This window comes from Enterobacter cloacae complex sp. 397G4, from assembly GCF_050031515.1.
GTDB classification, from domain to species: Bacteria; Pseudomonadota; Gammaproteobacteria; order Enterobacterales; family Enterobacteriaceae; genus Enterobacter; species Enterobacter hormaechei_C.
Window position 1 is genome coordinate 3,795,638 of sequence record NZ_JBLGWE010000001.1, and the last position, 23,898, is coordinate 3,819,535.

Annotated in this window: 26 protein-coding genes; 11 read left to right on the top strand and 15 right to left on the bottom strand. The window is 59.3% G+C overall.

The window, feature by feature from the left end; all coding sequences use genetic code 11:
* Positions 1-63: 63 nt before the first annotated feature.
* From hycI to hycA, 9 genes are all read right to left on the bottom strand, one after another.
* A complete protein-coding gene (gene hycI / locus ACQG1Y_RS18285; RefSeq protein WP_368740787.1) occupies positions 64-519 on the bottom strand; it encodes a hydrogenase maturation peptidase HycI in 456 nt (151 codons plus the stop codon).
* Positions 512-922 carry a formate hydrogenlyase maturation HycH family protein gene (locus ACQG1Y_RS18290; RefSeq protein ID WP_017382798.1) on the bottom strand — a complete coding sequence of 137 codons (411 nt, stop codon included), beginning with the start codon at positions 920-922 and terminating at the stop codon, positions 512-514. Before ACQG1Y_RS18290 ends, hycI begins: the two co-directional genes overlap by 8 nt.
* Positions 919-1,686, bottom strand: a complete 768-nt coding sequence (locus ACQG1Y_RS18295) for an NADH-quinone oxidoreductase subunit B family protein (protein WP_032654793.1) — start codon at positions 1,684-1,686, stop codon at positions 919-921. Before ACQG1Y_RS18295 ends, ACQG1Y_RS18290 begins: the two co-directional genes overlap by 4 nt.
* Positions 1,686-2,228 carry a formate hydrogenlyase complex iron-sulfur subunit gene (locus tag ACQG1Y_RS18300; RefSeq protein WP_017692775.1) on the bottom strand — a complete coding sequence of 181 codons (543 nt, stop codon included), beginning with the start codon at positions 2,226-2,228 and terminating at the stop codon, positions 1,686-1,688. Before ACQG1Y_RS18300 ends, ACQG1Y_RS18295 begins: the two co-directional genes overlap by 1 nt.
* 9 nt (positions 2,229-2,237) lie before the next feature.
* Entirely contained in the window at positions 2,238-3,947 is a 1,710-nt protein-coding gene (gene hycE, locus ACQG1Y_RS18305) for a formate hydrogenlyase subunit HycE (protein WP_234095335.1), read from the bottom strand.
* Between the two features lie 15 nt (positions 3,948-3,962).
* Complete coding sequence (locus ACQG1Y_RS18310; protein ID WP_015571691.1) at positions 3,963-4,886, bottom strand: respiratory chain complex I subunit 1 family protein; 924 nt, start codon at positions 4,884-4,886, stop codon at positions 3,963-3,965.
* A gap of 1 nt (position 4,887) precedes the next feature.
* Positions 4,888-6,702, bottom strand: coding sequence for a formate hydrogenlyase subunit 3 (gene hycC / locus ACQG1Y_RS18315; protein WP_368740788.1), 1,815 nt, complete (start codon positions 6,700-6,702; stop codon positions 4,888-4,890).
* A complete protein-coding gene (locus ACQG1Y_RS18320) occupies positions 6,699-7,307 on the bottom strand; it encodes a 4Fe-4S dicluster domain-containing protein (protein WP_017692772.1) in 609 nt (202 codons plus the stop codon). The genes hycC and ACQG1Y_RS18320 overlap by 4 nt, the downstream gene beginning before the upstream one ends.
* Before the next feature lie 72 nt (positions 7,308-7,379).
* A complete protein-coding gene (gene hycA, locus ACQG1Y_RS18325; protein WP_017382804.1) occupies positions 7,380-7,844 on the bottom strand; it encodes a formate hydrogenlyase regulator HycA in 465 nt (154 codons plus the stop codon).
* A 210-nt stretch (positions 7,845-8,054) separates the two neighbouring features.
* Here hycA and hypA point away from each other — a divergent pair, with 210 nt between their 5' ends.
* The 6 genes from hypA (at position 8,055) to flhA (ending at position 13,802) form a co-directional block, all read left to right on the top strand.
* Positions 8,055-8,405, top strand: a complete 351-nt coding sequence (hypA, locus tag ACQG1Y_RS18330; RefSeq protein ID WP_033487583.1) for a hydrogenase maturation nickel metallochaperone HypA — start codon at positions 8,055-8,057, stop codon at positions 8,403-8,405.
* Positions 8,406-8,408: 3 nt separating this feature from the next.
* Positions 8,409-9,272, top strand: a complete 864-nt coding sequence (hypB, locus tag ACQG1Y_RS18335; protein WP_015571695.1) for a hydrogenase nickel incorporation protein HypB — start codon at positions 8,409-8,411, stop codon at positions 9,270-9,272.
* Positions 9,263-9,535 (top strand): HypC/HybG/HupF family hydrogenase formation chaperone, encoded by a 273-nt coding sequence (locus ACQG1Y_RS18340; protein WP_015571696.1) that lies wholly within the window; start codon positions 9,263-9,265, stop codon positions 9,533-9,535. The genes hypB and ACQG1Y_RS18340 overlap by 10 nt, the downstream gene beginning before the upstream one ends.
* A 3-nt stretch (positions 9,536-9,538) precedes the next feature.
* Positions 9,539-10,660: a hydrogenase formation protein HypD gene (gene hypD / locus ACQG1Y_RS18345; protein WP_032671927.1), complete on the top strand. Its 1,122-nt coding sequence runs from the start codon at positions 9,539-9,541 to the stop codon at positions 10,658-10,660.
* The gene (hypE, locus tag ACQG1Y_RS18350) at positions 10,657-11,667 is read left to right on the top strand and encodes a hydrogenase expression/formation protein HypE (protein WP_033487584.1); all 1,011 of its coding nucleotides are present in this window, start codon (positions 10,657-10,659) and stop codon (positions 11,665-11,667) included. The genes hypD and hypE overlap by 4 nt, the downstream gene beginning before the upstream one ends.
* A gap of 62 nt (positions 11,668-11,729) precedes the next feature.
* On the top strand, positions 11,730-13,802 hold the full coding sequence (gene flhA / locus ACQG1Y_RS18355) for a formate hydrogenlyase transcriptional activator FlhA (protein WP_032669319.1): 2,073 nt from the start codon (positions 11,730-11,732) through the stop codon (positions 13,800-13,802).
* Positions 13,803-13,863: 61 nt separating this feature from the next.
* Here the strand turns inward: flhA and ACQG1Y_RS18360 are convergent, their stop codons facing one another.
* Complete coding sequence (locus tag ACQG1Y_RS18360) at positions 13,864-14,208, bottom strand: nitrous oxide-stimulated promoter family protein (protein WP_022649174.1); 345 nt, start codon at positions 14,206-14,208, stop codon at positions 13,864-13,866.
* A gap of 175 nt (positions 14,209-14,383) precedes the next feature.
* Here ACQG1Y_RS18360 and ACQG1Y_RS18365 point away from each other — a divergent pair, with 175 nt between their 5' ends.
* Both ACQG1Y_RS18365 and mutS read left to right on the top strand, forming a co-directional pair.
* A complete protein-coding gene (locus tag ACQG1Y_RS18365; RefSeq protein ID WP_017692767.1) occupies positions 14,384-14,614 on the top strand; it encodes a SymE family type I addiction module toxin in 231 nt (76 codons plus the stop codon).
* Between the two features lie 113 nt (positions 14,615-14,727).
* Positions 14,728-17,289, top strand: a complete 2,562-nt coding sequence (gene mutS, locus ACQG1Y_RS18370) for a DNA mismatch repair protein MutS (RefSeq protein ID WP_045349494.1) — start codon at positions 14,728-14,730, stop codon at positions 17,287-17,289.
* Positions 17,290-17,429: 140 nt separating this feature from the next.
* Here the strand turns inward: mutS and ACQG1Y_RS18375 are convergent, their stop codons facing one another.
* From ACQG1Y_RS18375 to ACQG1Y_RS18385, 3 genes are read right to left on the bottom strand one after another with little or no spacing between them, the layout of a single operon-like run.
* On the bottom strand, positions 17,430-17,651 hold the full coding sequence (locus tag ACQG1Y_RS18375; protein WP_003862116.1) for a non-oxidative hydroxyarylic acid decarboxylases subunit D: 222 nt from the start codon (positions 17,649-17,651) through the stop codon (positions 17,430-17,432).
* 10 nt (positions 17,652-17,661) lie between these two features.
* The gene (locus ACQG1Y_RS18380) at positions 17,662-19,089 is read right to left on the bottom strand and encodes a non-oxidative hydroxyarylic acid decarboxylases subunit C (RefSeq protein ID WP_015571702.1); all 1,428 of its coding nucleotides are present in this window, start codon (positions 19,087-19,089) and stop codon (positions 17,662-17,664) included.
* A complete protein-coding gene (locus ACQG1Y_RS18385) occupies positions 19,079-19,681 on the bottom strand; it encodes a non-oxidative hydroxyarylic acid decarboxylases subunit B (protein WP_003862111.1) in 603 nt (200 codons plus the stop codon). The genes ACQG1Y_RS18380 and ACQG1Y_RS18385 overlap by 11 nt, the downstream gene beginning before the upstream one ends.
* A 173-nt stretch (positions 19,682-19,854) precedes the next feature.
* On the opposite strand from ACQG1Y_RS18385, the gene ACQG1Y_RS18390 reads away from it, so the two are divergent.
* Positions 19,855-20,262 carry a MarR family winged helix-turn-helix transcriptional regulator gene (locus ACQG1Y_RS18390; RefSeq protein WP_015571704.1) on the top strand — a complete coding sequence of 136 codons (408 nt, stop codon included), beginning with the start codon at positions 19,855-19,857 and terminating at the stop codon, positions 20,260-20,262.
* On the opposite strand, the gene ACQG1Y_RS18395 is transcribed toward ACQG1Y_RS18390, so the two are convergent.
* The gene (locus ACQG1Y_RS18395) at positions 20,259-21,146 is read right to left on the bottom strand and encodes a LysR family transcriptional regulator (RefSeq protein ID WP_048973208.1); all 888 of its coding nucleotides are present in this window, start codon (positions 21,144-21,146) and stop codon (positions 20,259-20,261) included. The two genes, ACQG1Y_RS18390 and ACQG1Y_RS18395, sit on opposite strands and share 4 nt — an antisense overlap.
* A 109-nt stretch (positions 21,147-21,255) precedes the next feature.
* On the opposite strand from ACQG1Y_RS18395, the gene ACQG1Y_RS18400 reads away from it, so the two are divergent.
* Complete coding sequence (locus ACQG1Y_RS18400; protein WP_032671931.1) at positions 21,256-22,458, top strand: MFS transporter; 1,203 nt, start codon at positions 21,256-21,258, stop codon at positions 22,456-22,458.
* On the top strand, positions 22,455-22,832 hold the full coding sequence (locus tag ACQG1Y_RS18405) for a DUF4440 domain-containing protein (RefSeq protein ID WP_015571707.1): 378 nt from the start codon (positions 22,455-22,457) through the stop codon (positions 22,830-22,832). Before ACQG1Y_RS18400 ends, ACQG1Y_RS18405 begins: the two co-directional genes overlap by 4 nt.
* Before the next feature lie 50 nt (positions 22,833-22,882).
* Here the strand turns inward: ACQG1Y_RS18405 and rpoS are convergent, their stop codons facing one another.
* Positions 22,883-23,875, bottom strand: coding sequence for an RNA polymerase sigma factor RpoS (gene rpoS / locus ACQG1Y_RS18410; protein ID WP_013098493.1), 993 nt, complete (start codon positions 23,873-23,875; stop codon positions 22,883-22,885).
* Between the last annotated feature and the right edge of the window lie 23 nt (positions 23,876-23,898).

Below are 23,898 nucleotides of genomic sequence, written 5' to 3' on the forward strand. Positions count from 1 at the left end.
CCCACAGGGAGAGGGGGATGGGTTTGGTAGGCCGGGTAAGGCGAAGCCGCCACCCGGCACTGCTCAGAGCAGAGAAAAACCTCCATCCCCAACCCACTCCGCTAGCCGTGAATACACCACGTCCACCGCCTCTTTCACCGGCGGCGTCATCGGGTAATAGAACCCGACAATGTCCGGCTGAATCCCCAAAAACAGCACCTCGCCCACGTCGTCTTTAATCTGATCGACCAGGTAGTTCAGCGGCATATTGTGCGTCGTCATCATAAACATTTCGGCGATGTCGTCCGGGTCAATCAGGCGGATCTCACCGGGGTTGAGCCCCACATCGGTGGCATCAACGATTAACAGCCTGTCCGGGCGCAGCTCGCGAATGGCCACCACGTCGTTTTCCGGCGCGCTGCCGCCGTCAATCACCACCCAACTGCCCGGCGGGTTTGCGGCGCACAGTTCCGCCAGCAGCGGACCCGCGCCGTCGTCGCCCATCATGCTGTTGCCGACACACAGTAAAACGTCAGTCACGTAATCTCCTCACCATCAGGTAGATGGCACTCTCCTGATGAATATCGTGCAGCATGCTAAGCAGTGTTTTGCTCCACGCCTGCTGCTCGGGGGTTTGCCTGCTCAGCGCCTCGTCAAAGGCGTTGGCGAGCATCGCAATGTGGTTGGCATCGATGACGATCTCGCCGTATTTCGGCACGCCCTCCATCTTGCGCCGCGCCGTGCTGCCCTCCTCCAGCGTGGCGATCCACGCCAGGTAATCGGCCCACGGGCAGCTCAGCGCCGCCTCCAGGCAGTCGATCACCCCTAGGTGATGCCCAATCGCCAGGCTGTAATAGACCACCTGCTGCGCCGCAGCCGGCGTGGCATCGTTCTCATCAATAAACTTACGGCTCAGCTGGCTGAACACCACCGTTTCACTCATCGGATACGCGCCTCATCCACGATGCTGTTCAGGTTCGCCACGATCTCATTGAGTCGCGGATCGTTTTCCGCCTCCAGCCAGCGCGCCACCTGATGGTCGCCCTGGCTCAGCAGGCGCAGATAATCGTCGGCAATCTGGCGTCCGTAGCGGTAGCCCGCCAGCCTGCGCGCCGTGCGGTCGATCTTCACCCGCAGCGGCTGCACCATGTCCGGGTGCAGAATGGCGGCAGGCTGGTTGTCCAGCTCGCCCGGCTCGCGGGCGTGGATTTTTTGCTCCAGCAGGCCGAGCGCCATCGCAAAGCCGTACAGCGTCGCGGCAGGCGTTGGCGGACAGCCTGGAATGTAAACATCAACCGGCACGATTTTGTCGGTGCCGCCCCAGACGCAGTACAGGTCGTGGAAGATGCCGCCGCTGTTGCCGCAGGCACCGTACGAGATGCAGATTTTCGGGTCCGGCGCGGACTGCCAGGCGCGCAGCGCGGGGGATCGCATGGCGCGGGTGACGGCCCCGGTAAACAGCAGAATGTCCGCATGGCGCGGAGACGGCACCACTTTGATGCCGAAGCGCTCGGCGTCAAACAGCGGTGACAGCGTGGCGAAGATCTCGATCTCGCAGCCGTTGCAGCCGCCGCAGTCCACGCGATAGACGTAGGCCGAGCGTTTGATTTTTTTCAGCAGCGACGCCTTCATGCTGGCGATGGACTCCTCCACCGTCAGCGGCACCGGAATGCCGTTAGCGTCGCGCGGGCCGAGTAAGTTTTCCATCAGCTGGCCTCTCTCATATGGCGGGTGATATCAATACGGTCGGACGGCAGCAGGCACTTCTGACGCTTGCACTCCGGGCAGGTTTCGAAGTTTTCGCGGTGATGCTCCGCGCGGACGTCGCCGTTGTGCTTCAGCAGCGCGATGGCGTAGTCGATCTCTTTTTGCACGGCGAACGGACGCTTGCAGACGCGGCAGTTGCACAGCGCAAAGCGCGACTGCTGGAGGAAGTCCTCTTTTTTCCACACCGCCAGCTCGTACTCCTGAGACAGGCGAATGGCCACCGTCGGGCAGACCTCCTCGCAGCGGCCGCAGAAGATGCAGCGCCCGAGGTTAAACTGCCAGGCCAGCTCGCCGGTTTTCAGATCCGTTTCCACCGTTAAGGCATTCGACGGGCAGGCGTTGACGCAGGCCGCGCAGCCGATGCACTGCTGCGGGTTGTGCTCCGGCTTGCCGCGAAAGTTTTTATCCACCGGGATCGGCTCCAGCGGATAACTGCTGGTCTGCGCGCCGGTTTTGATCACTTTTTTGATGAAGGTAAACATGGCGAATCCTTATTTCAGCGGCGAGTTCTTACGCTCGATGCTGTAGCGCTCAAGCTCTTTGTACGGCACCACCTGGCTTTTCTTCTTGCGCACGTCCACGACGGTCATGCGGTCGGTGCAGGAGTAGCACGGGTCGAGGCTGCCGATGATCAGCGGCGCGTCAGAGACCGTATTGCCGCGCAGCATGTAGCGCAGGGTTGGCCAGTTGGCGTAGGTCGCCGCGCGGCAGCGCCAGCGGTAGAGCTTCTGGTTGTCGCCGGTCATGCTCCAGTGGATGTCGTCCCCGCGCGGCGCTTCGGCAAAGCCGAGGGCAAAGCGGTTTGGAATGTAGGTGAAGCCTTCCACCATCAGCGGGCCGCCCGGCAGATTATCGAGGCCGTAGTCGATCATGTTCAGCGCGGTGAATACCTCGTTGATGCGCACCTTCAGACGGGAGATGACGTCGCAGCCCTGCTCGCTGTGCACGGTCATCGGCAGCAGGCCGTAGCCGACAAACGGGTGATCGGCGCGGGTATCACGGGCGTGGCCGCTGGCGCGCACCATCGGGCCGACGTTGCTGAAGTCGCGGGCGATTTCCGGGTCAAGACGGCCGATGCCCACGGTGCGCTGCTCGATGTTTGGCGTGCTGAGCAGCATGTCCACCAGCTCCTGCACGTCCCGCCGCATCTGCTGCGCCAGCTGGCGGGTCTGGATCATGTCGTCTTTCAGCAGGTCGCGGCGGATCCCGCCGATCAGGTTCAGGCCGTAGGTTTTACGCGCCCCGGTAAGGATCTCCGCCATCTTCATCGACGCCTCGCGCACGCGGAAGAACTGCATAAACCCGGAGTCAAAGCCGACGAAGTGGCAGGCCAGGCCGAGGTTGAGCAGGTGCGAGTGCAGGCGCTCCACCTCCAGCAGAATGGCGCGGATCATCTGCGCGCGTTCCGGCACCACGATCCCCATGCCGTTTTCCACCGAGGTGGTGTAGGCGGTGCTGTGGGCAAAGCCGCAGATGCCGCACACGCGGTCAGAGAGGAACGTGACTTCGTTGTAGCCCATGCGGGTCTCCGCCAGCTTCTCCATGCCGCGGTGGACGTAGAACAGGCGGTAGTCGGCGTCGATAATGTTCTCGCCGTCGACGAACAGGCGGAAGTGGCCCGGTTCGTCGGAGGTAACGTGCAGCGGGCCAATCGGCACCACGTTATTCTTCTTGCTGCCCAGCTCGTTGATGAACTCGTAGGTTTCGCTGTCGGTGGTCGGGGCCGGGCGCTGGCGATAGTCCATGCTGTCCTTGCGCAGCGGATAGAGTTCATCCGGCCAGTCGTCCGGCAGCACCAGGCGACGCTCGTCAGGCAGGCCAACCGGCACCAGACCATACATGTCGCGCACTTCGCGCTCGCCCCAGACGGCGGCAGGCACGCGCGGCGTGACGGAGGGGTATTCCGGTTTAGCCGGATCGACCTCTACGCGCACGGTGATCCAGCACTTCTCGACCTGCTCCATTGACATCACGTAATACACGGCGTAACTGCCGCACAGCTGGCGCTCGTCATTGCCGAACAGCACTGATAGCCAGCCGCCCTGCTGGTAATAGAGAAACTCCACCACTTCCGGCAGATAGTTCACCTTAATGGTGACGGTGATCTGGTCTTTGGTTTGCCAGGACTCCTCCAGCACCACGCCCGGGAAAGCCTGATGCAACGCGGCGAGATACTGCTGACCTTTCTTTTCTTCAGACATAAACACTCTCTTTAATCACGCCACCAGCAAGGAGACGAACGCTAAAAATGCAAAACCAAAACCGGCCCAGGTGATGCGTGACGTTTCGACAAAACGCAGGCGCGCCATGCTGTTTTCAAACAGGGCAATCACCAGCACGCCGAAAATCAGCTTGAGCGCAGCCACCACCACGGCCAGCAGCAGGCCGCCCGCAGAGAAGTGCGTCATCTGCCCCCACGGGAAGAAAACGCCGACGAACATCTGCAACACCACCAGCTGCTTGAGGCTGATGCCCCACTTCAGCACCGCAAAGCCGTAGCCGCTGTATTCGGTGAGCGGCCCCTCCTGTAATTCCTGCTCCGCTTCCGCGAGATCGAACGGCAGCTTGCCCATCTCGATAAAGGTGGCGAACGCGCAGGCGCAGAGCGCCAGCACCAGCGGGAGAGAACGTGAAACCGGCCAGTGGTAAACGGTGTCGGTGATAAAACTGATATGGGTCGAGCCTGCAACCTGTGCGGCAACCCACAGCCCCAGCAGCAGAATTGGCTCAACCAGCACGCCGAGCATCGCTTCGCGGCTGGCGCCGATACCCGTAAACGGGCTGCCGGTATCCAGACCCGCAATCGCAAAGAAGAAACGCGCGATGGCGAAGAGGTAGATCAGCGTAATCAGATCGCCCAGCACCGGCAGCGGCGAGCCCACCGTCACCACCGGCAGCGCGGTGGCGATGGTCAGCATCACGCCCACCATCACAAACGGCGTCAGGCGGAACACCCAGCCTGCGGCGTCCGGCGCGACGCTCTGACGGGAAAGCAGTTTGAAGAGATCGCGGTACTCCTGGAGCACGCCAGGTCCGCGACGGTTGTGCAGCCGGGCGCGCGCCACGCGCGTGATGCCCGACAGCAGCGGCGCGGCGGCGAACAGCACCAGCGCCTGAAGAATTGCCAGTAACAGACTCATGTCAGGCTCCTCGTGAAATGACAATCACCACCAGCACCGCCAGTTCGATCAGCGCCAGGCGGCGGAACAGCACGGGCACAGCGGCACCCTGCCAGCCCGGCACCCAGCCCACCGGGTTCAGCCAGTGGCGCAGCTTCAGCACGGCGGCGAAGTTCTCCTTCACCGGCATAGCGAAACCGTGGGCGGTGATGACCATCGACTGCTCATGTTCGTAGCCGCAGGCCCACGCCGCGCCGCGCGAGCGGGAGGCGAGACGGTCGCGTCTGAAGAACAGCATCAGCACGAACGGCAGGAGCGGCGCGGCAATCAGCAGCAGCGCCATCATCGGCTGGGAAACGACGGTATGCGCCGTGACCAGCGGCAGCGGAATGGCGTGGCCCAGCTGCGGCAGCAACCACGGCGCGGCGACGCCGCCCGCGATGCAGCACAGCGCCAGTGCGACCACGCTTACGCCCATCAGTAGCGGTGCGCAGCAGGCGTTCTCAGCCTCACGCGTACGCGGTGCGCCCAGGAAGGTGACGCCGTAAACCTTCGCCATACACATCACCGCCAGCGCGCCGGTGATCGCCAGGCCCACCGCCAGCAGCGGGCCGAGTAAACGCCCGATAAACGCCTCGCTCTGGCCGAGGGCGAAGAAGGACTGATAAATCACCCACTCGCCGGCAAAGCCGTTCAGCGGCGGCAGCGCAGCCATCGCCATCAGCCCGACCAGCATCGCCAGCGAAATGACGGGCATTTTTTTGCCAATCCCGCCGAGCTTTTCAATATCGCGGTGCCCGGTGCGGAACCAGACGCTGCCCGCACCGAGGAACAGGGTGCTTTTAAACAGACTGTGGTTGATAAGGTGATACAGACCGCCAATAAACCCGGCGGCAATCAGCGCCGGCTGGTTGAGCGCCAGCCCGGTGACGCCCGCGCCCATGCCGAGCAGGATAATCCCGATGTTCTCCAGGGTGTGGTACGCCAGCAGACGCTGGATGTTGTGCTCCATCAGCGCGTAGAGGCCACCGACGAACGCGGTGATCATCCCCGCAATCAGCAGCGCCACGCCCCACCACAGCGGCGGCTGACCGCCCGACAGGGTTATCATCAGGATGCCGAACAGACCGACCTTCATCACCACGGTGGAGAACAGCGCAGCGGCCGGGGCTGAGGCATTGGCATGCGCCTGCGGCACCCAGCCGTGCAGCGGGATTATCCCGGCCAGCAGGCCAAAACCGACTACGCCCAACAGCCAGACGTCGTTGCCCAGCGGCTGGCCGTTAAGCACGGCAAAATCCAGCGTGCCGAAACGCTGCCACACCAGCCAGCAGGCCAGCGCCAGCAGCAGCGTACCGAGACGTCCGAGCGCAAACCACAGCTTGCCGGAGGCGCTGCATCCGGTCAGGAACACGCCGCACAGGGCCATGATTTCTGCCATCACCACCAGCGCGCCGAGGTTGCTGGCGATAACGGTACAGACCGCGGCGGCCATCAACAGGTTAACCAGCAGGCCGTTGGATTTGGTGTGCTGATGTCGGTGCCAGTCGATATTAAACAGGCTGATAAACAGTCCGCACAGGCCAAAGGTTATCAGCCAGATGGCGTTCAGCGGCGTAAGCTCAACGGCGTGGTGAATCAGCGGGATGAGGGTGTCGACGGACTGGCCGTCGATCAGGACAACCCCGCCCGCCGCCAGCGTCATCAGGCTGCCGACCGCCCCGCCGATACCGGCGATCACGCCGCTCAGCGTTTTATGGAAGGAGAGGAGCAGCGCCAGGACAGCGGCGGCGGCAAACCAGGCCACACCGCTGGTCATCATAACTATCGCGTTCATTTCGCCCCCTCGTTAAGCGCCCGCAGCAGCGAAAGATCGCCGACGTCGGTATTGATGGTCAGCTCGCGCTTGCGTTTGCTGGTGCGAGCGATGTCGCGGATGTTGACCAGGACCAGCGCCCGGGTCGGGCAGGTCCGCACGCAGGCCGGACCCTGCTCATCGAAGCTGCACAGATCGCACTTCACCGCAACGGCGCGAATGCCCGGCACCCAGTCCAGCAGCGTACTCACGCGTGCCGGAGCTGGTGGCGCAGGCGGCGCTTTTGGGGTATTGGCATTCGCCGGAATATGCAGCGGACGGCTGCCGGAAAACTCAATAGCGCCGAACGGACAGGCGATGCCGCACAGCTTGCAGCTCACGCACAGGCTTTCGTTCAGCTGTACCGCGCCGTCAACGCGGGTGATGGCATTGACAGGACAGACGCCCGCGCACGGGGCGTCTTCACAGTGGTGACAGAGCTGCGGGGCAGACTCTTTCTCATTACGCATGACGCGCAGGCGCGGCATGGACTGTAGCCCGTGCAGGCGGTGCGTTTCTGAGCACGCCGCCTCACAGGTCCGACAGCCAATACAGACCGTCGAGTCAGCAATTACAAAACGGTTCACCGGGTCATCCTCTGGTGATGGTCATTTTTGACGAAAAAAACTGTCTTATCGACACTTCTCGACACTCGCTTTTCAGGCCACGTTCGCGGAGGATTTTCCGTCGATCAGCTGTTTCAGGTTGACTGGCCTGTCATGCTCAACGGCGGCGTAGAGGCCGTTATAAACCGGCGCGATTTTCTCCAGATAGTGCTCCAGCACCTGCTGGCGATCGCGGTTGCTGACGTGACCGTCCACCATGCCGTCCGCCATCAGCTGCGCCCGGGCGATGCAGTGTCTGTCGCCCTCTTTCGTCTCGACGTAGTACTCAATCGTGTGGCTGTTGAAGGTCTCCGCCAGGGTGACGTAAATCGTAAAGTGGCCGAACAGGACAAAACGCATATCCCCCTGCGCCGCACAGCTCATGGCGTGATGCAGATGGGCCTTCGACAGCGTGATCCCCTGGATCAGTGAATTGCAGTACAGGTGCCATTGCTCCTGGAGCTGCTGATGACGTTGCGCGATGTAATCCGCTTTTTCGCTAATTTCCCAAATAGTCATAAAAGGTATCCGGTTAATGGAGTTAGCGGCTGTTAAGCAGATTTCGTGCCAGTTTTTAATTTGTTGATTTAAATGGTTTTTAAAGAGATGCGCACTGTCACCGCCGCGGTGTCGACGTGTCATTTCGACAGCGTTGACATCGTCACGCCGTAACGCAAATCAAGCTGGCACCGTTATTGCATTGAAGGGGCAATTCATTAAGGAGGCGTCATGCACGAAATCACCCTCTGCCAGCGGGCACTGGAACTTATCGAACAGCAGGCATTGCAAAACCACGCGAAACGCGTCACCGGCGTCTGGCTGAAGGTCGGGGCGTTTTCCTGCGTCGAGACCAGCGCCCTCACCTTCTGTTTTGAGCTGGTGTGCCGCGGCACGCTGGCGGAAGGGTGCGAGCTGCATATCGACGAGCAGCAGGCGGAGTGCTGGTGCGAGCAGTGTCAGCAGTACGTCACGCTGCTGTCATCGAAGGTACAGCGCTGTCCGCAGTGCCAGAGCAGCGGGCTGCGCATCGTGGCGGATGACGGTATGCAGATCCAACGCCTCGAAATCGAGAAGGAGTAATGTATGTGTAGTACCTGCGGTTGCGCTGAAGGCAACCTGTATATAGAAGGGGATGAACACCGTCCCCACTCCGCGTTTCGCTCCGCGCCCTTTTCTCCTGCCCCGCGTCCCGCGGCGGCCCTGACCGGCATCACCTTTGCCCCGCAGCGTTCCGACGCGGGCGACCTCCATTACGGCCACGGCGAAGCGGGTACGCACGCGCCGGGCATCAGCCAGCGCCAGATGCTGGAGGTGGAGATCAACGTGCTGGACAAGAATAACCAGCTCGCCGCCCGCAATCGCGCCCGCTTTGCCGCGCGCGAACAGCTGGTGCTGAACCTGGTCTCCAGCCCCGGCTCCGGTAAAACCACGCTGCTGACCGAAACCCTCAAACGGCTGAATAAACGCGTCTCCTGCGCCGTGATCGAAGGTGACCAGCAAACGGTAAACGACGCGGCGCGCATCCGCGAAACCGGTACGCCTGCGATTCAGGTCAACACCGGGAAAGGGTGCCACCTGGACGCGCAGATGATTGCCGACGCCGCCCCGCGCCTGCCGCTGGCGGATAACGGTATCCTGTTTATTGAAAACGTCGGCAACCTGGTCTGCCCGGCAAGCTTCGACCTCGGCGAGCGGCATAAAGTGGCGGTGCTCTCGGTGACCGAAGGGGAAGACAAGCCGCTTAAATATCCGCATATGTTTGCCGCCGCCTCCCTCATGCTGCTGAACAAGGTCGACCTGCTGCCGTACCTGAATTTCGACGTGGATAAGTGCCTGGCTTACGCCCGGGAAGTGAACCCGGACATTGAGATCCTGCTGGTTTCCGCCACGCGCGGCGACGGGATGGACGCCTGGCTGAACTGGCTGGAGAACGAACGATGTGCATAGGCGTCCCCGGACAAATTCATTCCCTCGACGGCAATCAGGCCAAAGTGGAGGTCTGCGGCATCCTGCGCGATGTCGACCTGACGCTGGTAGGCAGCCACGATGAGACCGGCGCAACGCGTCTCGGCCAGTGGGTGCTGGTCCACGTGGGTTTTGCCATGAGCGTGATTAATGAGGAAGAAGCCCGCGACACGCTGGATGCGCTACAGAATATGTTTGACGTCGAGCCGGACGTGGGCGCCCTGCTGTATGGCGAGGAGCGATAACACATGCGTTACGTTGATGAATATCGCGCGCCGGAGCAGGTGTTGCAGCTTATCGATCGCCTGAAAACCCGCGCCTCGCTGCTGGACTACACGAAAGAAAAACCGCTGCGGATCATGGAGGTGTGCGGCGGACACACCCACGCCATCTTTAAATTTGGCCTCGACCAGCTGCTGCCGGAGAACATCGAGTTTATCCACGGCCCCGGCTGCCCGGTGTGCGTGCTGCCGATGGGGCGCATCGACAGCTGTATCGACATCGCCAGCCGCCCCGGTGTGATTTTTTGCACCTTTGGCGACGCCATGCGTGTACCGGGAAAAAATGGCTCGCTGCTCCAGGCGAAGGCGCGCGGCGCAGACGTGCGGATCGTCTACTCACCGATGGATGCCCTGACGCTGGCGATGGCTAATCCTGAGCGTAAGGTCGTCTTTTTCGGGCTGGGTTTTGAAACCACCATGCCCGCCACCGCCATTACCCTCCAGCAGGCGAAAGCCCGCAACGTCACTAACTTTTACTTTTTCTGCCAGCACATCACGCTTATTCCCACGCTGCGCAGCCTGCTTGAAGCGCCGGATAACGGTATCGACGCGTTTCTGGCGCCGGGCCACGTCAGCATGGTGATCGGCACAGAAGCCTACGGTTTTATCGCTGAACAGTACAATCGTCCGTTAGTGGTGGCTGGTTTCGAGCCACTTGATCTACTGCAAGGCGTGACCATGCTGGTTGAGCAGAAAATAGCGGCCCTGAGTGCGGTGGAAAATCAGTATCGTCGCGTGGTGCCCGATGCAGGTAACAGACGGGCACAGCAGGCCATAGCCGACGTGTTTAGCGTCGAAGGCGACAGCGAGTGGCGCGGACTGGGGCTGATTGCCGAATCCGGCGTGCACCTGACGCCCACGTATCGCGCCTTCGACGCCGAAGCGCATTTCCGCCCGCAGCCGCAGCAGGTGTGCGACGATCCCCGCGCCCGCTGTGGCGACGTACTCACCGGCAAATGCAAACCTCATCACTGCCCGTTATTTGGCAACGCCTGTAACCCGCAAACCGCGTTTGGCGCGCTGATGGTCTCTTCCGAAGGGGCATGCGCCGCGTGGTATCACTATCGCAACCAGGAGTGTGAAGCATGAACACGGTGGAAATGGCGCACGGAAGCGGTGGACAGGCGATGCAGCAGCTGATTAACCGGCTGTTTATGGAAGCCTTTAATAACCCCTGGCTCGCCGAGCAGGAAGATCAGGCGCGTATTGACCTCGCGGCCCTGACCGCCCACGGTGACAGGCTGGCGTTCTCTACCGACAGCTACGTGATTGACCCGCTGTTCTTCCCGGGAGGCGATATCGGCAAGCTCGCCGTCTGCGGCACGGCAAACGACGTCGCCGTCAGCGGCGCGATCCCCCGCTACCTCTCCTGCGGGTTTATCCTCGAAGAAGGGTTACCGATGGAGACGCTCACGGCGGTGGTCAACAGCATGGCGCACACCGCCCGCGAGGCGGGGATCGCCATCGTCACCGGGGATACCAAGGTGGTACAGCGCGGCGCGGCGGATAAGCTCTTCATCAACACCGCCGGGATGGGGGCGATCCCTGCCGACATTCACTGGAGCGCGCAGCAGCTTTGCGCAGGCGACGTGCTGATTGTCAGCGGCACGCTGGGCTGCCACGGGGCAACCATCCTGAACCTGCGCGAAGGCCTGGGGCTGGATGGCGAGCTGCGCAGTGACTGCGCGGTACTCACGCCGCTGATCCAGACGCTGCGCGACATGTCGGGCGTAAAAGCCCTGCGCGACGCCACGCGGGGCGGCGTGAATGCCGTCGTGCACGAGTTCGCGGCAAGCTGCGGCTGCGGGATTGAGCTGACCGAGCGCGGCCTGCCCGTTAAGCCCGCCGTGCGCGGGCTGTGCGAGCTATTAGGGCTAGACCCGCTTAACTTTGCCAATGAGGGCAAGCTGGTGATCGGCGTGGAACGCGCGGCGGCGGAAGCCGTACTTGCACAGCTGCGCGCACATCCTTTAGGGAAAGACGCGGCCATCATCGGCGACGTGGTTGAGCGCAAAGGGGTGCGCCTGACCGGGCTTTACGGCGTGAAGCGCACGCTGGATCTGCCGCACGCTGAACCGTTACCCCGAATTTGCTAGACCGCGCCAAAAGCGGTCAGCGCTGAATTTCTCTTTTTGCCAGTTTCTATTGGAAAGCAACAATGCCGTATACACCGATGAGCGATCTTGGACAGCAGGGCCTGTTTGACATCACGCGCACACTTTTACAACAGCCCGATCTCGGCGCGCTGAGCGATGCCCTGACGCGGCTGGTCAGGCAATCAGCGCTGGCGGACAGCGCCGCCATTGTGCTCTGGCATAGCGCAACCCACCGCGCGAGCTATTTCTCAACGCGTGATAACGGCAAAATCTTCGAATATGAAGATGAAACGTTTCTGGCCCACGGTCCGGTGCGGCGTATTCTCTCCCGCCCGGAAGCGCTGCACTGCAATTTTGACCAGTTTCGCCAGGCCTGGCCGAAGCTGGCAGAGAGCAATCTTTACCACCCGTTCGGCCACTACAGCATGCTGCCGCTGGCGGTGGAAGGGCAAATTTTTGGCGGCTGCGAGTTTATCCGCGATACCGACCAGCCCTGGAGCGAGGCGGAGTACGAACGCCTGCACACCTTTACCCAGATTGTGGCCGTTGTCGCGGAGCAGATCCAAAGCCGCGTCACCAATAACGTGGACTACGACCTGCTGAGCCGCGAGCGCGATAACTTCCGCATTCTGGTTGCCATCACCAACGCCGTGCTCTCCCGCCTGGACATGGATGAGCTGGTCAGCGAAGTGTCAAAAGAGATCCATCACTATTTTAAAATCGATGCCATCAGCATTGCGCTACGCGGCAACCGGAAAGGCAAGCTGAACATCTACTCCACCCACTACCTTGATGAAGCCAACCCGGCGCACGAGCAGAGCGAAGTGGACGAAGCGGGAACGCTGTCCGAGCGGGTATTTAAAAGCAAAGAGATCCTGCTGCTCAATCTCAATGAACAGGATCCGGTAGCCCCCTACGAGCGGATGTTGTTCAACACCTGGGGCAACAAGATCCAGACCCTGTGCCTGCTGCCGCTGATGTCCGGCAACACCATGCTCGGCGTGCTTAAACTGGCGCAGTGCGATGAGGCCGTATTTACCACCGCCAACCTGAAGCTGCTGCGCCAGATCGCCGAGCGTATCTCCATTGCGCTGGATAACGCCCTCGCCTATCAGGAGATCCACCGCCTGAAGGAGAGGCTGGTGGACGAAAACCTGGCGCTGACCGAGCAGCTCAACAACGTGGACAGCGAGTTTGGCGAAATCATCGGACGCAGCGATGCCATGTACAGCGTCCTTAAGCAGGTGGAAATGGTGGCGCAGAGCGACAGCACGGTGCTGATCCTCGGTGAAACCGGTACCGGGAAAGAGCTGATTGCCCGGGCGATCCACAACCTGAGCAACCGCAATAGCCGCCGGATGGTGAAGATGAACTGCGCGGCGATGCCTGCGGGCTTACTGGAAAGCGACCTGTTCGGCCACGAGCGTGGCGCCTTTACCGGCGCCAGCAGCCAGCGGCTGGGCCGTTTTGAACTGGCGGATAAAAGCTCGTTGTTCCTCGACGAAGTGGGCGATATGCCGCTGGAGCTTCAGCCCAAGCTGCTGCGCGTTTTGCAGGAGCAGGAGTTCGAGCGCCTCGGCAGCAACAAGCTGATCCAGACCGACGTGCGTCTGATTGCCGCCACCAATCGCGATCTGAAAAAAATGGTCGCCGACCGCGAGTTTCGCAGCGATCTTTACTATCGCCTGAACGTCTTCCCGATCTGCCTGCCGCCGCTGCGCGAGCGCCCGGAAGATATTCCGCTGCTGGTAAAAGCCTTTACCGCGAAGATTGCCCGCCGGATGGGGCGAAATATCGACAGTATTCCTGCCGAAACGCTACGCACACTCTCGGCGATGGAGTGGCCGGGGAACGTGCGCGAGCTGGAAAACGTCATTGAGCGCGCGGTCCTGCTGACCCGCGGGAACGTGCTCCAGCTCTCCCTGCCAGAGGTTACTCTCTCTGAAACGACCGTGACCGCAACCGAGCTTGCGAAAGAGGGAGAAGATGAATATCAGCTCATTATGCGAGTGCTGAAGGAGACCAACGGCGTGGTAGCCGGACCGAAAGGTGCGGCGCAACGGCTGGGGCTGAAGCGTACCACCCTGCTCTCGCGCATGAAGCGTCTGGGAATCGATAAAGAGAGCCTGAATTAACCCGTCATTCCGGCGACGTCGCCCTGCGCGTAATTTGTCGCCCACTGCGGCGCGGAGCCGGTTATTTTTTGGGCCGATACTTTTCGGGTAATTCCGGAACCGGACGGCGATCGTCGATCAGATGACGGATGGTCAGAATCGGATGGCGCCATAACATACGTGGCCCTGCCCAGCGCATCACCTGCTTCATCTCTTCCCGTCGGGCGGGCTGATAACAGTGCACAGGGCACTGTTTGCAGGCAGGTTTTTCCTCACCAAACACGCATTTATCCAGCCGCTTATCGGCATAAGCCTTGAGCGCTGAATAGTGCCCCTCTTCTTTTATGGCGTGCGGACACCTGTTTTCGTACAGGGCGATCATTCTGGCGATCGTCTTTTTTTCTCGTGAAATACGTTTACCGGACATAACGTCGTCCTCAACAATAAAGTGCATTTATAATACCCTTTTATCCGCACATTTTCAGTCATTGCATTCCATTTTCTGAAGCGCCCTTCCAGAATTACCCCGCCCCCCGCTGCGTTTTACTGGTATTTTATACAGGCATAAATAACCACCTTTGACCGCATTCACCGGAGAGCTTATGCAAGAGATCGCGATCGCCAAACCCTATCGTCACTTGAAAGTGGGTTACTTCAGAAAACGTCATGAAGACCGTAAAACGAAAATTCCAAAACGCTACAGCGTACACGCAGCGCTGAGCCTGAAAGGCGACTGGCTTGAGCAAGCGGGATTTACCACCAACTCGCAGGTTCGGGTGGGCGTCGAGCACGGGAAAATCATCATTGAATTAATGGTGGAAGATGCCTCGTAAAGTCGTGACTTTTTTCTGCGCCGCACCTTTTTTTCATGCGACAATAGAAGGAACAATCGGCCATTGAGCCGCTCAAAGCGTAATATTTTCAAAGAAATGGATATCATAACTCCATGAGCACAATCGACAATTTCGACGCGCATACGCCAATGATGCAGCAGTACCTGAAGCTGAAAGCACAGCATCCGGAAATTTTGCTGTTTTACCGTATGGGCGATTTTTACGAGCTTTTTTATGACGATGCGAAACGTGCGTCTCAGCTGCTCGACATTTCCCTGACGAAACGTGGCGCGTCGGCAGGCGAGCCCATCCCGATGGCAGGTATCCCGCATCACGCGGTTGAAAACTATCTGGCGAAGCTGGTGAACCAGGGTGAGTCTGTCGCTATCTGCGAACAAATTGGCGACCCGGCCACGTCGAAAGGCCCCGTTGAGCGCAAGGTCGTACGCATCGTGACGCCGGGAACCATCAGCGATGAGGCCCTGCTTCAGGAGCGCCAGGATAACCTGCTGGCGGCGATCTGGCAGGACGGTAAAGGGTTTGGCTACGCCACGCTGGATATCAGCTCCGGTCGTTTTCGCCTGAGTGAACCGGCTGACCGTGAAACCATGGCGGCTGAACTACAGCGCACCAATCCGGCAGAACTGCTTTATGCAGAGGATTTCGCCGAGACGGCGCTGATTGAAGGTCGCCGCGGCCTGCGTCGTCGTCCACTGTGGGAGTTCGAAATTGATACCGCGCGCCAGCAGCTGAACCTGCAATTTGGCACGCGAGATTTGATTGGCTTTGGCGTAGAAAACGCCCCGCGCGGGCTGTGTGCCGCAGGCTGCCTGTTGCAGTACGTTAAGGATACGCAGCGTACCGCCCTGCCCCATATCCGTTCCATTACCATGGAGCGTCAGCAGGACAGCATCATCATGGATGCCGCCACGCGCCGCAACCTGGAGATCACTCAGAACCTCGCTGGCGGCATGGAAAATACGCTGGCGTCGGTTCTCGACAGCACGGTTACCCCCATGGGCAGCCGTATGCTCAAACGCTGGCTGCATATGCCGATCCGCAATACCGACACGCTGATCGGTCGCCAGCAAACCATTGCCGCATTGCAGGATCGTTACACCGACTTGCAGCCGGTGCTGCGTCAGGTGGGTGATCTTGAGCGTATCCTGGCGCGCCTGGCACTGCGCACCGCGCGTCCACGCGATCTCGCCCGTATGCGCCACGCGTTCCAGCAGTTGCCGGAACTGCGCGCCCAGCTGGGAGAGATCGACAGCGCGCCAGTGCAGAAGCTGCGCGAAACCATGGGCGAATTTACCGAGCTTCGCGAACTGCTGGAACGCGCCATCATTGATGCGCCGCCTGTTCTGGTGCGGGATGGCGGGGTTATTGCTCCAGGTTATAACAAAGAGCTGGACGAATGGCGTGCGCTGGCCGATGGCGCGACGGATTATCTGGATAAGCTGGAAATCCGCGAGCGTGAACGTCTGGGGCTCGACACCCTGAAAGTCGGCTACAACGCGGTACACGGTTACTATATCCAGATCAGCCGTGGGCAGAGCCACCTGGCACCTATTCACTACGTTCGCCGCCAGACGCTGAAAAATGCCGAGCGCTATATTATTCCCGAGCTGAAAGAGTACGAAGACAAAGTGCTCACGTCGAAAGGTAAAGCGCTGGCGCTGGAGAAACAGCTGTATGACGAGCTGTTCGACATCCTGATGCCGCACCTGGCTGACCTGCAACTGAGCGCCGCTGCGCTGGCCGAGCTGGATGTCCTGGTAAACCTGGCCGAGCGCGCCGATACGCTGAACTACACCTGTCCGACCTTTACTGACAAACCCGGCATTCGCATTACCGAAGGCCGCCACCCGGTGGTTGAGCAGGTGCTGAACGAACCGTTTATTGCCAACCCGTTGAACCTGTCACCGCAGCGAAGAATGCTGATCATTACCGGCCCCAACATGGGCGGTAAAAGCACCTATATGCGCCAGACAGCCCTTATCGCGCTGCTCGCCTACATCGGCAGCTACGTTCCGGCGCAGAAAGTTGAGATTGGCCCTATCGACCGTATCTTCACCCGTGTGGGTGCGGCGGACGATCTGGCGAGCGGTCGCTCTACCTTTATGGTCGAGATGACCGAAACCGCCAACATTCTGCATAACGCGACAGAGAACAGTCTGGTGTTGATGGACGAAGTAGGACGCGGTACCTCCACCTATGACGGCCTGTCCCTGGCCTGGGCGTGCGCGGAAAGTCTGGCAAATAAAATCAAGGCGCTGACGCTGTTCGCAACGCACTATTTCGAACTGACACAGCTGCCAGAGAAAATGGAAGGCGTGGCTAACGTCCACCTTGATGCGCTTGAGCACGGCGACACCATCGCCTTTATGCACACGGTGCAGGACGGCGCGGCAAGCAAGAGTTATGGCCTGGCCGTCGCGGCGCTGGCGGGCGTGCCGAAAGAGGTGATCAAGCGCGCGCGTCAGAAACTGCGTGAGCTGGAAAGTTTGTCACCGAATGCGGCGGCGACGCAGATAGATGGTACGCAGATGTCACTGCTGGCGGTCCCGGAAGAGACCTCTCCGGCCGTGGAAGCGCTGGAAAATCTCGACCCGGATTCCCTGACGCCGCGACAGGCGCTGGAGTGGATTTATCGGTTGAAGAGTCTGGTTTAGTTCTCTGCGGTCTTTTTTGCCGGGTGACGGCTTCGCCTTACCCGGCCTACAAAACCCGTAGGCCCGGTAAGCGTAGCGCCACCGGGCAAAGGACCGCACAATATTATCGCCCGGTAAGCGCAGCCGCCACCGGGCTTTTTTTACAGCAGCGGCGGGATCGTCGGCACCTGCGGCGCCTCATCAATATCCTTCTGCGTCATGCGGAACGCTTCCGGGTAATGCTCGCGGCTGGTACGGCGCAGCGGTTCGGTATCGCGCCAGGTATACAGACAGTGCTGACACTGGTATACCGTCCAGACACCTTTCACCGGTGATGTTGCCATCACTTCAATATGTTCATCGGCACAACGTGGACAAATCATTTTTTCCTCCTTATTGACGTGCCGCCAGCATCGCGGTCAGTTTTTCGGCCCAGGCTTTGGTTTCAGGGAGATCCTGTACCGGCTGGCTGTAGTGACCACGGTTGTCCGGGGCAACAGGGGTGGTGGCATCAATGATCAGCTTGTCAGTGATCCCCGCCGGGCTGGAGCCAGGGTCAAGCTCGAGCACAGACATATTCGGTAGCTGCACCAGATCGCCTGCCGGATTGACCTTCGATGACAGCGCCCACATCACCTGCGGCAGGTTAAACGGATCGACATCTTCATCCACCATAATCACCATCTTCACGTAACCCAGACCGTGTGGCGTGGTCATGGCGCGGAGCCCGACCGCACGGGCAAAACCGCCGTAACGCTTTTTAGTGGAGATAATCGCCAGCAGACCGTGGGTGTACATGGCGTTTACCGCCTGCACTTCCGGGAATTCAGCCTTCAGCTGCTGATAGAGCGGTACGCAGGTGGCGGGCCCCATCAGATAATCAATCTCGGTCCACGGCATGCCCAGGTAGAGAGATTCGAAAATCGGTTTAGTGCGGTAAGAAACTTTGTCGATACGCACAACCGTCATGTTGCGCCCGCCGGAGTAGTGACCGGTAAACTCACCGAAGGGCCCTTCAATTTCACGTTTCCGGCCTTCAATCACCCCTTCCAGGATCACTTCCGACCCCCACGGCACATCGAAACCGGTCAGCGGAGCCGTCGCAATCGGATACGGGCTTTCACGTAGCGCACCGGCCATCTCATACTCGGATTGATCGTATTTCAGCGGCGTGGCGCCCATCAGAGTGATGATCGGATCGTTACCCAGCGTAATGGCAATTGGCAGGTCTTCGCCGCGCTCTTCTGCCTTATGCAGATGCAACGCAATATCGTGCATCGGCACCGGTTGCAGGCCGAGCTTACGCTTGCCCTTCACTTCCATACGATAGATCCCGACGTTCTGCTTGCCGAAGTGATCGGGGTCGAGCGGATCGCGGGAGACAACGCATGCTTTATCGAGATAAAAGCCCCCGTCACCGTCGTTCAGGCGGAACAGCGGCAGAATGTCGAACAGGTTAATGTCTTCCCCGTCCACCGTGTTCTGCGCCCAGGCCGGGTTTGCACGACGCTCTGGCGCGACGGGAAATTTGTCCCAGCGACGAATAAACTCGTCGATCTGTTTTTTCACCGGGGTATTCGCCGGCAGCCCCATCGAAATAGCGTGGTTTTGCCACGAGCCGATAGTGTTCATCACCACACGGGCATCGGTGAAACCGCGAATATTATCGAACCACAGCGCAGGCGCGCCATCGCCAATGCGCCCGGTAGCGTTGGCGGCCGCCGCTAAATCCGGCTCAGCGTTTACCTCTTCCTCAATTTTCAGCAGCTGCCCTTGCTCATCGAGCGCCTGCAAGAAGCTTCTCAAATCATCAAATGCCATCTTTATTCTCCTGTGAAAAATGTTTCGCTGCCTGCAAACCTTCCCAGCGCCGGGCTTTTTTATGCTCCAGACCAAACTGGTCGAGAACGCGGGTCACGATATGCTGGGTAATGTCATCGGCGGTTTGCGGGTGGTTGTAGTACGCAGGCATAGGCGGCACCATCGCCACGCCCATGCGGGAAAGGGCAAGCATGTTCTCGAGATGGATGGTGCTGAGCGGCGTCTCACGGGGAACCAGCACCAGCTTGCGTCCCTCTTTCAGCACCACGTCTGCCGCACGCCCTACCAGCCCTTCGGCGTAGCCCGCGCGGATACCCGCAAGCGTTTTCATGCTGCACGGGATGACGATCATGCCGTCGGTGCGAAACGAGCCGGAGGAGATGGTGGCAGCCTGATCGGCCGGGCTATGGACGACATCCGCCAGGGCAGCAACGTCATGCGCAGTGAAGGGCGTTTCCAGCTCAATCGTGGTTTTTGCCCACTTCGACATCACCAGATGCGTTTCCACCTCCGGCATTTCCCGCAGCGCCTGCAACAACGCCACGCCTAATGGCGCACCCGTTGCGCCCGTCATTCCCACAATCAATCTCATTCAGCACCTCAATTAGTTTGTTCGTATACGAACATATTAATTAAACTACGCCTTGATCCTGCTGCTGACAAGATCGTTCGTATACGATCACACTAATCGCTAAAAAACTCTCGCGTTAAAATTCAGCCCGAGAGCGGCTATCATAGAGGGAGTATTTTTCCGTCGGAGTGTCCATGGAGTTAAGACAAGAAGCTTTCCACCTGCTACGTCAGCTTTTTCAACAGCATACAGCCCAGTGGCAGCACGCATTGCCGGAACTGACCAAGCCACAATATGCGGTGATGCGGTCAATTGCTGAAAATCCTGGCATTGAGCAGGTTGCCCTGACTGAAGTCGCGGTGAGCACCAAAGCGACGCTGGCAGAAATGCTGAGCCGCATGGAAGCACGCGGCCTGGTCAGGCGCGAGCACGATCCGGCGGACAAGCGCCGTCGGTTTGTCTTTCTGACGGCCGAAGGTGAGGCCCTGCTTGAGAGCAGTAAACCGATTGGAAATGAGGTGGATGAGGCGTTTTTAGGGCGCCTTAACGGCGCGGAACGAGAGCAATTTTCAGCGCTCATTAAAAAGATGATGCAGGATTAAGTAACCCTGACGCGCATAAAATCAATAAATGTTCGCACTTTCGCGGGCACATGCCGGGCATCAGGATAAACGGCATAGATGCCCTGCTGAGCGAACGTGTACGCCGGTAACAGCGAGACCAGTTCCCCTGCATCCAGTGCGTTTCGCACCAGCCACTCCGGCAGCAGCGCCACTCCACATCCCGCGAGGGCAAAAGCCATCAGCGTCTGGGCGCTGTCTGCATACAGGCGCGGCGCTCTCTTGATCTCAAAGGAAACCGACTGCCCATCAACGCCTCTCACCTGCCAGCGCAGCGGAGAGGTTAAACGCTCGTGAATGATCCAGTCCGCTTCCGCCAGCTGCTCCAGCGAGTTAACCGGATGGTTTGCCAGCCAGCCTGGCGTTGCCACGGGAAGGATGGTGAAGGAGGTCATCAACGCGGCGTGGTAGCGCGAATCTGCAAGCGTGCCGAGCCGGATAGCGACATCGAAGCGCTCGGCGATAAGATCGGCATGCAAAGAGGACGAGACATGCCGCACGCGGAGATCCGGGTGCAGCTGGCTAAATTCAGCCAGCAAAGGCACCACCACCTGCGAGCCATATTCGGGCGTGGTGGTGATCCGCAGTTCTCCCGTCAGCCCGGCGTGGTTGGCGCGAACATCATCCTGCAATCGCTCTGCATCCCGTAACAGCATCACGCTTCGTTGATGAAAGAGCTTCCCCGCCTCGGTCAGCGTCAGGCGTCGGGTGGTTCGCAGCAACAGGGTGACGCCCAGCTCCTCTTCAAGCTGACGAATATGAAAGCTGACCACCGCTTTTGTCAGCCCCATCGCCTCCGCTGCGGCGGTGAAACTGCCGGTGTCCGCTACGGCGATAAACATCGCCGTACGCTGTAAATTAAGCATCGCTTGCCTGGTTAACTGTCAAAATAATGTTGACAGTATATCGTGCTTTGTCGCGTTTATCCGTAACGCGCGGGCCGATACGATACGCCACCTCACCGGAGGAACTTCCATGACGTATCGCAGCAAAATCGCCGTCGTCTTTCTGCTCGGCTTTTTCCTTGATTTGATAAACATGTTTATTGCCAGTATCGCCTTTCCGGCGATGGCTCGTGCTTTCAATACCACACCTTCCGCGCTTGCCTGGGTAAGTAACGGATACATTGCCGGGCTGACGCTAGTCATCCCTTTCAGCAGTATCCTGACGCGCCGCGTCGGGCCGAAGCGCGTTATCCTGCTCTCACTGCTTCTCTTTAGCGCGGCCTCCGTTGCGGCGGGTCTCTCATCTTCGCTGGAAAGTCTGATTGCCTGGCGAGTCGTACAGGGCGCCGGAGGGGGTTTACTGATCCCGGTTGGTCAGGCGCTGACCTGGCAACAGTTTAAGCCTCATGAGCGGGCCAGACTCTCCTCGGCGGTGATGCTGGTCGCACTGCTTGCCCCCGCGTGCTCACCGGCTGTGGGCGGTATGCTGGTTCAGACATTCAGCTGGCGCTGGATATTTTTTGCCACCCTGCCCGTCGCCATTGTCACCTTTGCTTTGGCCTGCGCGTGGCTTAAAACAGAACCGTCGCCGATAAACACCACCAGGACAGTAAACCTGTCTTTGCTGACGGATCCGCTGTTGCGCTTATCCATGCTTATCTATGTGTGCGTACCCGGCATTTTTATCGGCGTGAACGTAACGGGCATGTATTACCTCCAGAGCGAGGCCAATATGACACCCGCCGCAACGGGCATGCTTATGCTGCCGTGGTCTGTGGCTTCGTTTGTGGCTATCACCGCGACAGGACGCTATTTCAACCGTATCGGCCCCCGGCCGCTGGTGGTCATCGGTTGCCTGTTGCAGGCGACGGGCATTCTGCTTTTAGTTAACGTCGGCCCGGCAATGCTGCTACCTGCCGTTGCGTTTGCGCTGATGGGCGCGGGGGGAAGCCTTTGCAGCAGTACGGCTCAGAGCAGCGCGTTTTTGACGATGCGACCGGAAGATATGCCCGATGCCAGCGCGCTATGGAATCTGAATCGTCAGTTGAGCTTTTTTGCGGGCGCTCTGCTGCTGGCGCAGGCGCTGAGCTTCATGCAGGATTATGTCGCGCCGCTGGCCGCCTGGCACGGGATGTTTGTTTTTGCCGCAGTCATCACCCTACTGCCCGTACTGTACGTCTACCGTCTTAACAACACGCAGTTACTTGCGCAACTGCAACAGGAGCAACCATGACCCATTTCGAACAAGAGATCCTCGACATTCACGTCGCCCTTGAAAACTGGTTAGGTGCAGGCGAAGGCGATCGGGACGCCCTGCTCGCCCGTTTCCGTCCGGATTTTCTGATGGTTCCACCGAGTGGCAACCCTTTAGATCATCACGCGCTTGCCCAATTTTTATATGCGCAGCGGGGAACCCGACCGGGGCTCAGGATCGACATTGATGCGTTAACAACGCTTCAGACATGGGACAACGGCGCAGTGCTCCATTACCGGGAGACGCAAACCCGGCCAGGCCAGCCCGTCAACGTGCGCTGGTCAACCGCAGTGCTTAATCAGGAAGGGGATAACATCACCTGGCGTTTGCTGCACGAAACGGCGCAGCCGTAAGGCATAAAAAAGGCCCGTCTCACGACGGGCCTTTTCTGACGAATGGTTGCTTACTCGCGGAACAGCGCTTCGATATTCAGACCTTGCCCTTGCAGGATTTCACGCAGGCGACGTAGTCCTTCAACCTGAATCTGACGAACACGTTCACGGGTCAGGCCAATCTCACGACCGACGTCTTCCAGTGTCGCAGCTTCATACCCCAGTAAACCGAAACGACGTGCCAGCACTTCACGCTGTTTGGCGTTCAGTTCGAACAGCCATTTGACGATGCTCTGTTTCATGTCATCGTCCTGCGTGGTGTCTTCCGGGCCGTTGTCTTTTTCATCGGCCAGGATGTCCAGCAGCGCTTTTTCGGAGTCGCCACCCAGCGGGGTGTCAACCGAGGTAATGCGCTCGTTGAGACGCAGCATACGGCTTACGTCATCAACCGGTTTGTCAAGTTGCTCTGCAATCTCTTCCGCACTTGGCTCGTGGTCCAGTTTATGGGACAACTCGCGCGCGGTACGCAGATAAACATTCAACTCTTTGACGATGTGGATCGGCAGTCGAATCGTACGGGTCTGGTTCATAATAGCCCGTTCGATGGTCTGACGAATCCACCAGGTCGCGTAGGTTGAGAAACGGAACCCGCGTTCCGGGTCAAACTTCTCAACTGCGCGGATGAGACCTAAGTTGCCCTCTTCAATCAGATCCAGCAGAGCCAGACCACGATTGCCGTAACGGCGGGCAATTTTCACGACCAGTCGCAGGTTACTTTCGATCATGCGACGACGCGAGGCAACATCACCACGCAAAGCACGACGTGCGAAATAGACTTCTTCTTCGGCCGTTAGCAGTGGGGAGTAACCAATCTCCCCAAGGTAAAGCTGAGTCGCGTCCAGCACACGCTGTGTGGCACCCTGCGATAACAGCTCTTCTTCAGCCAAATCGTTATCACTGGGTTCCTCTTCTACTAAGGCTTTTTCGTCAAAAGCCTCTGCTCCGTTCTCATCAAATTCCGCGTCTTCATTTAAATCATGAACTTTCAGCGTATTCTGACTCATAAGGTGGCTCCTACCCGTGATCC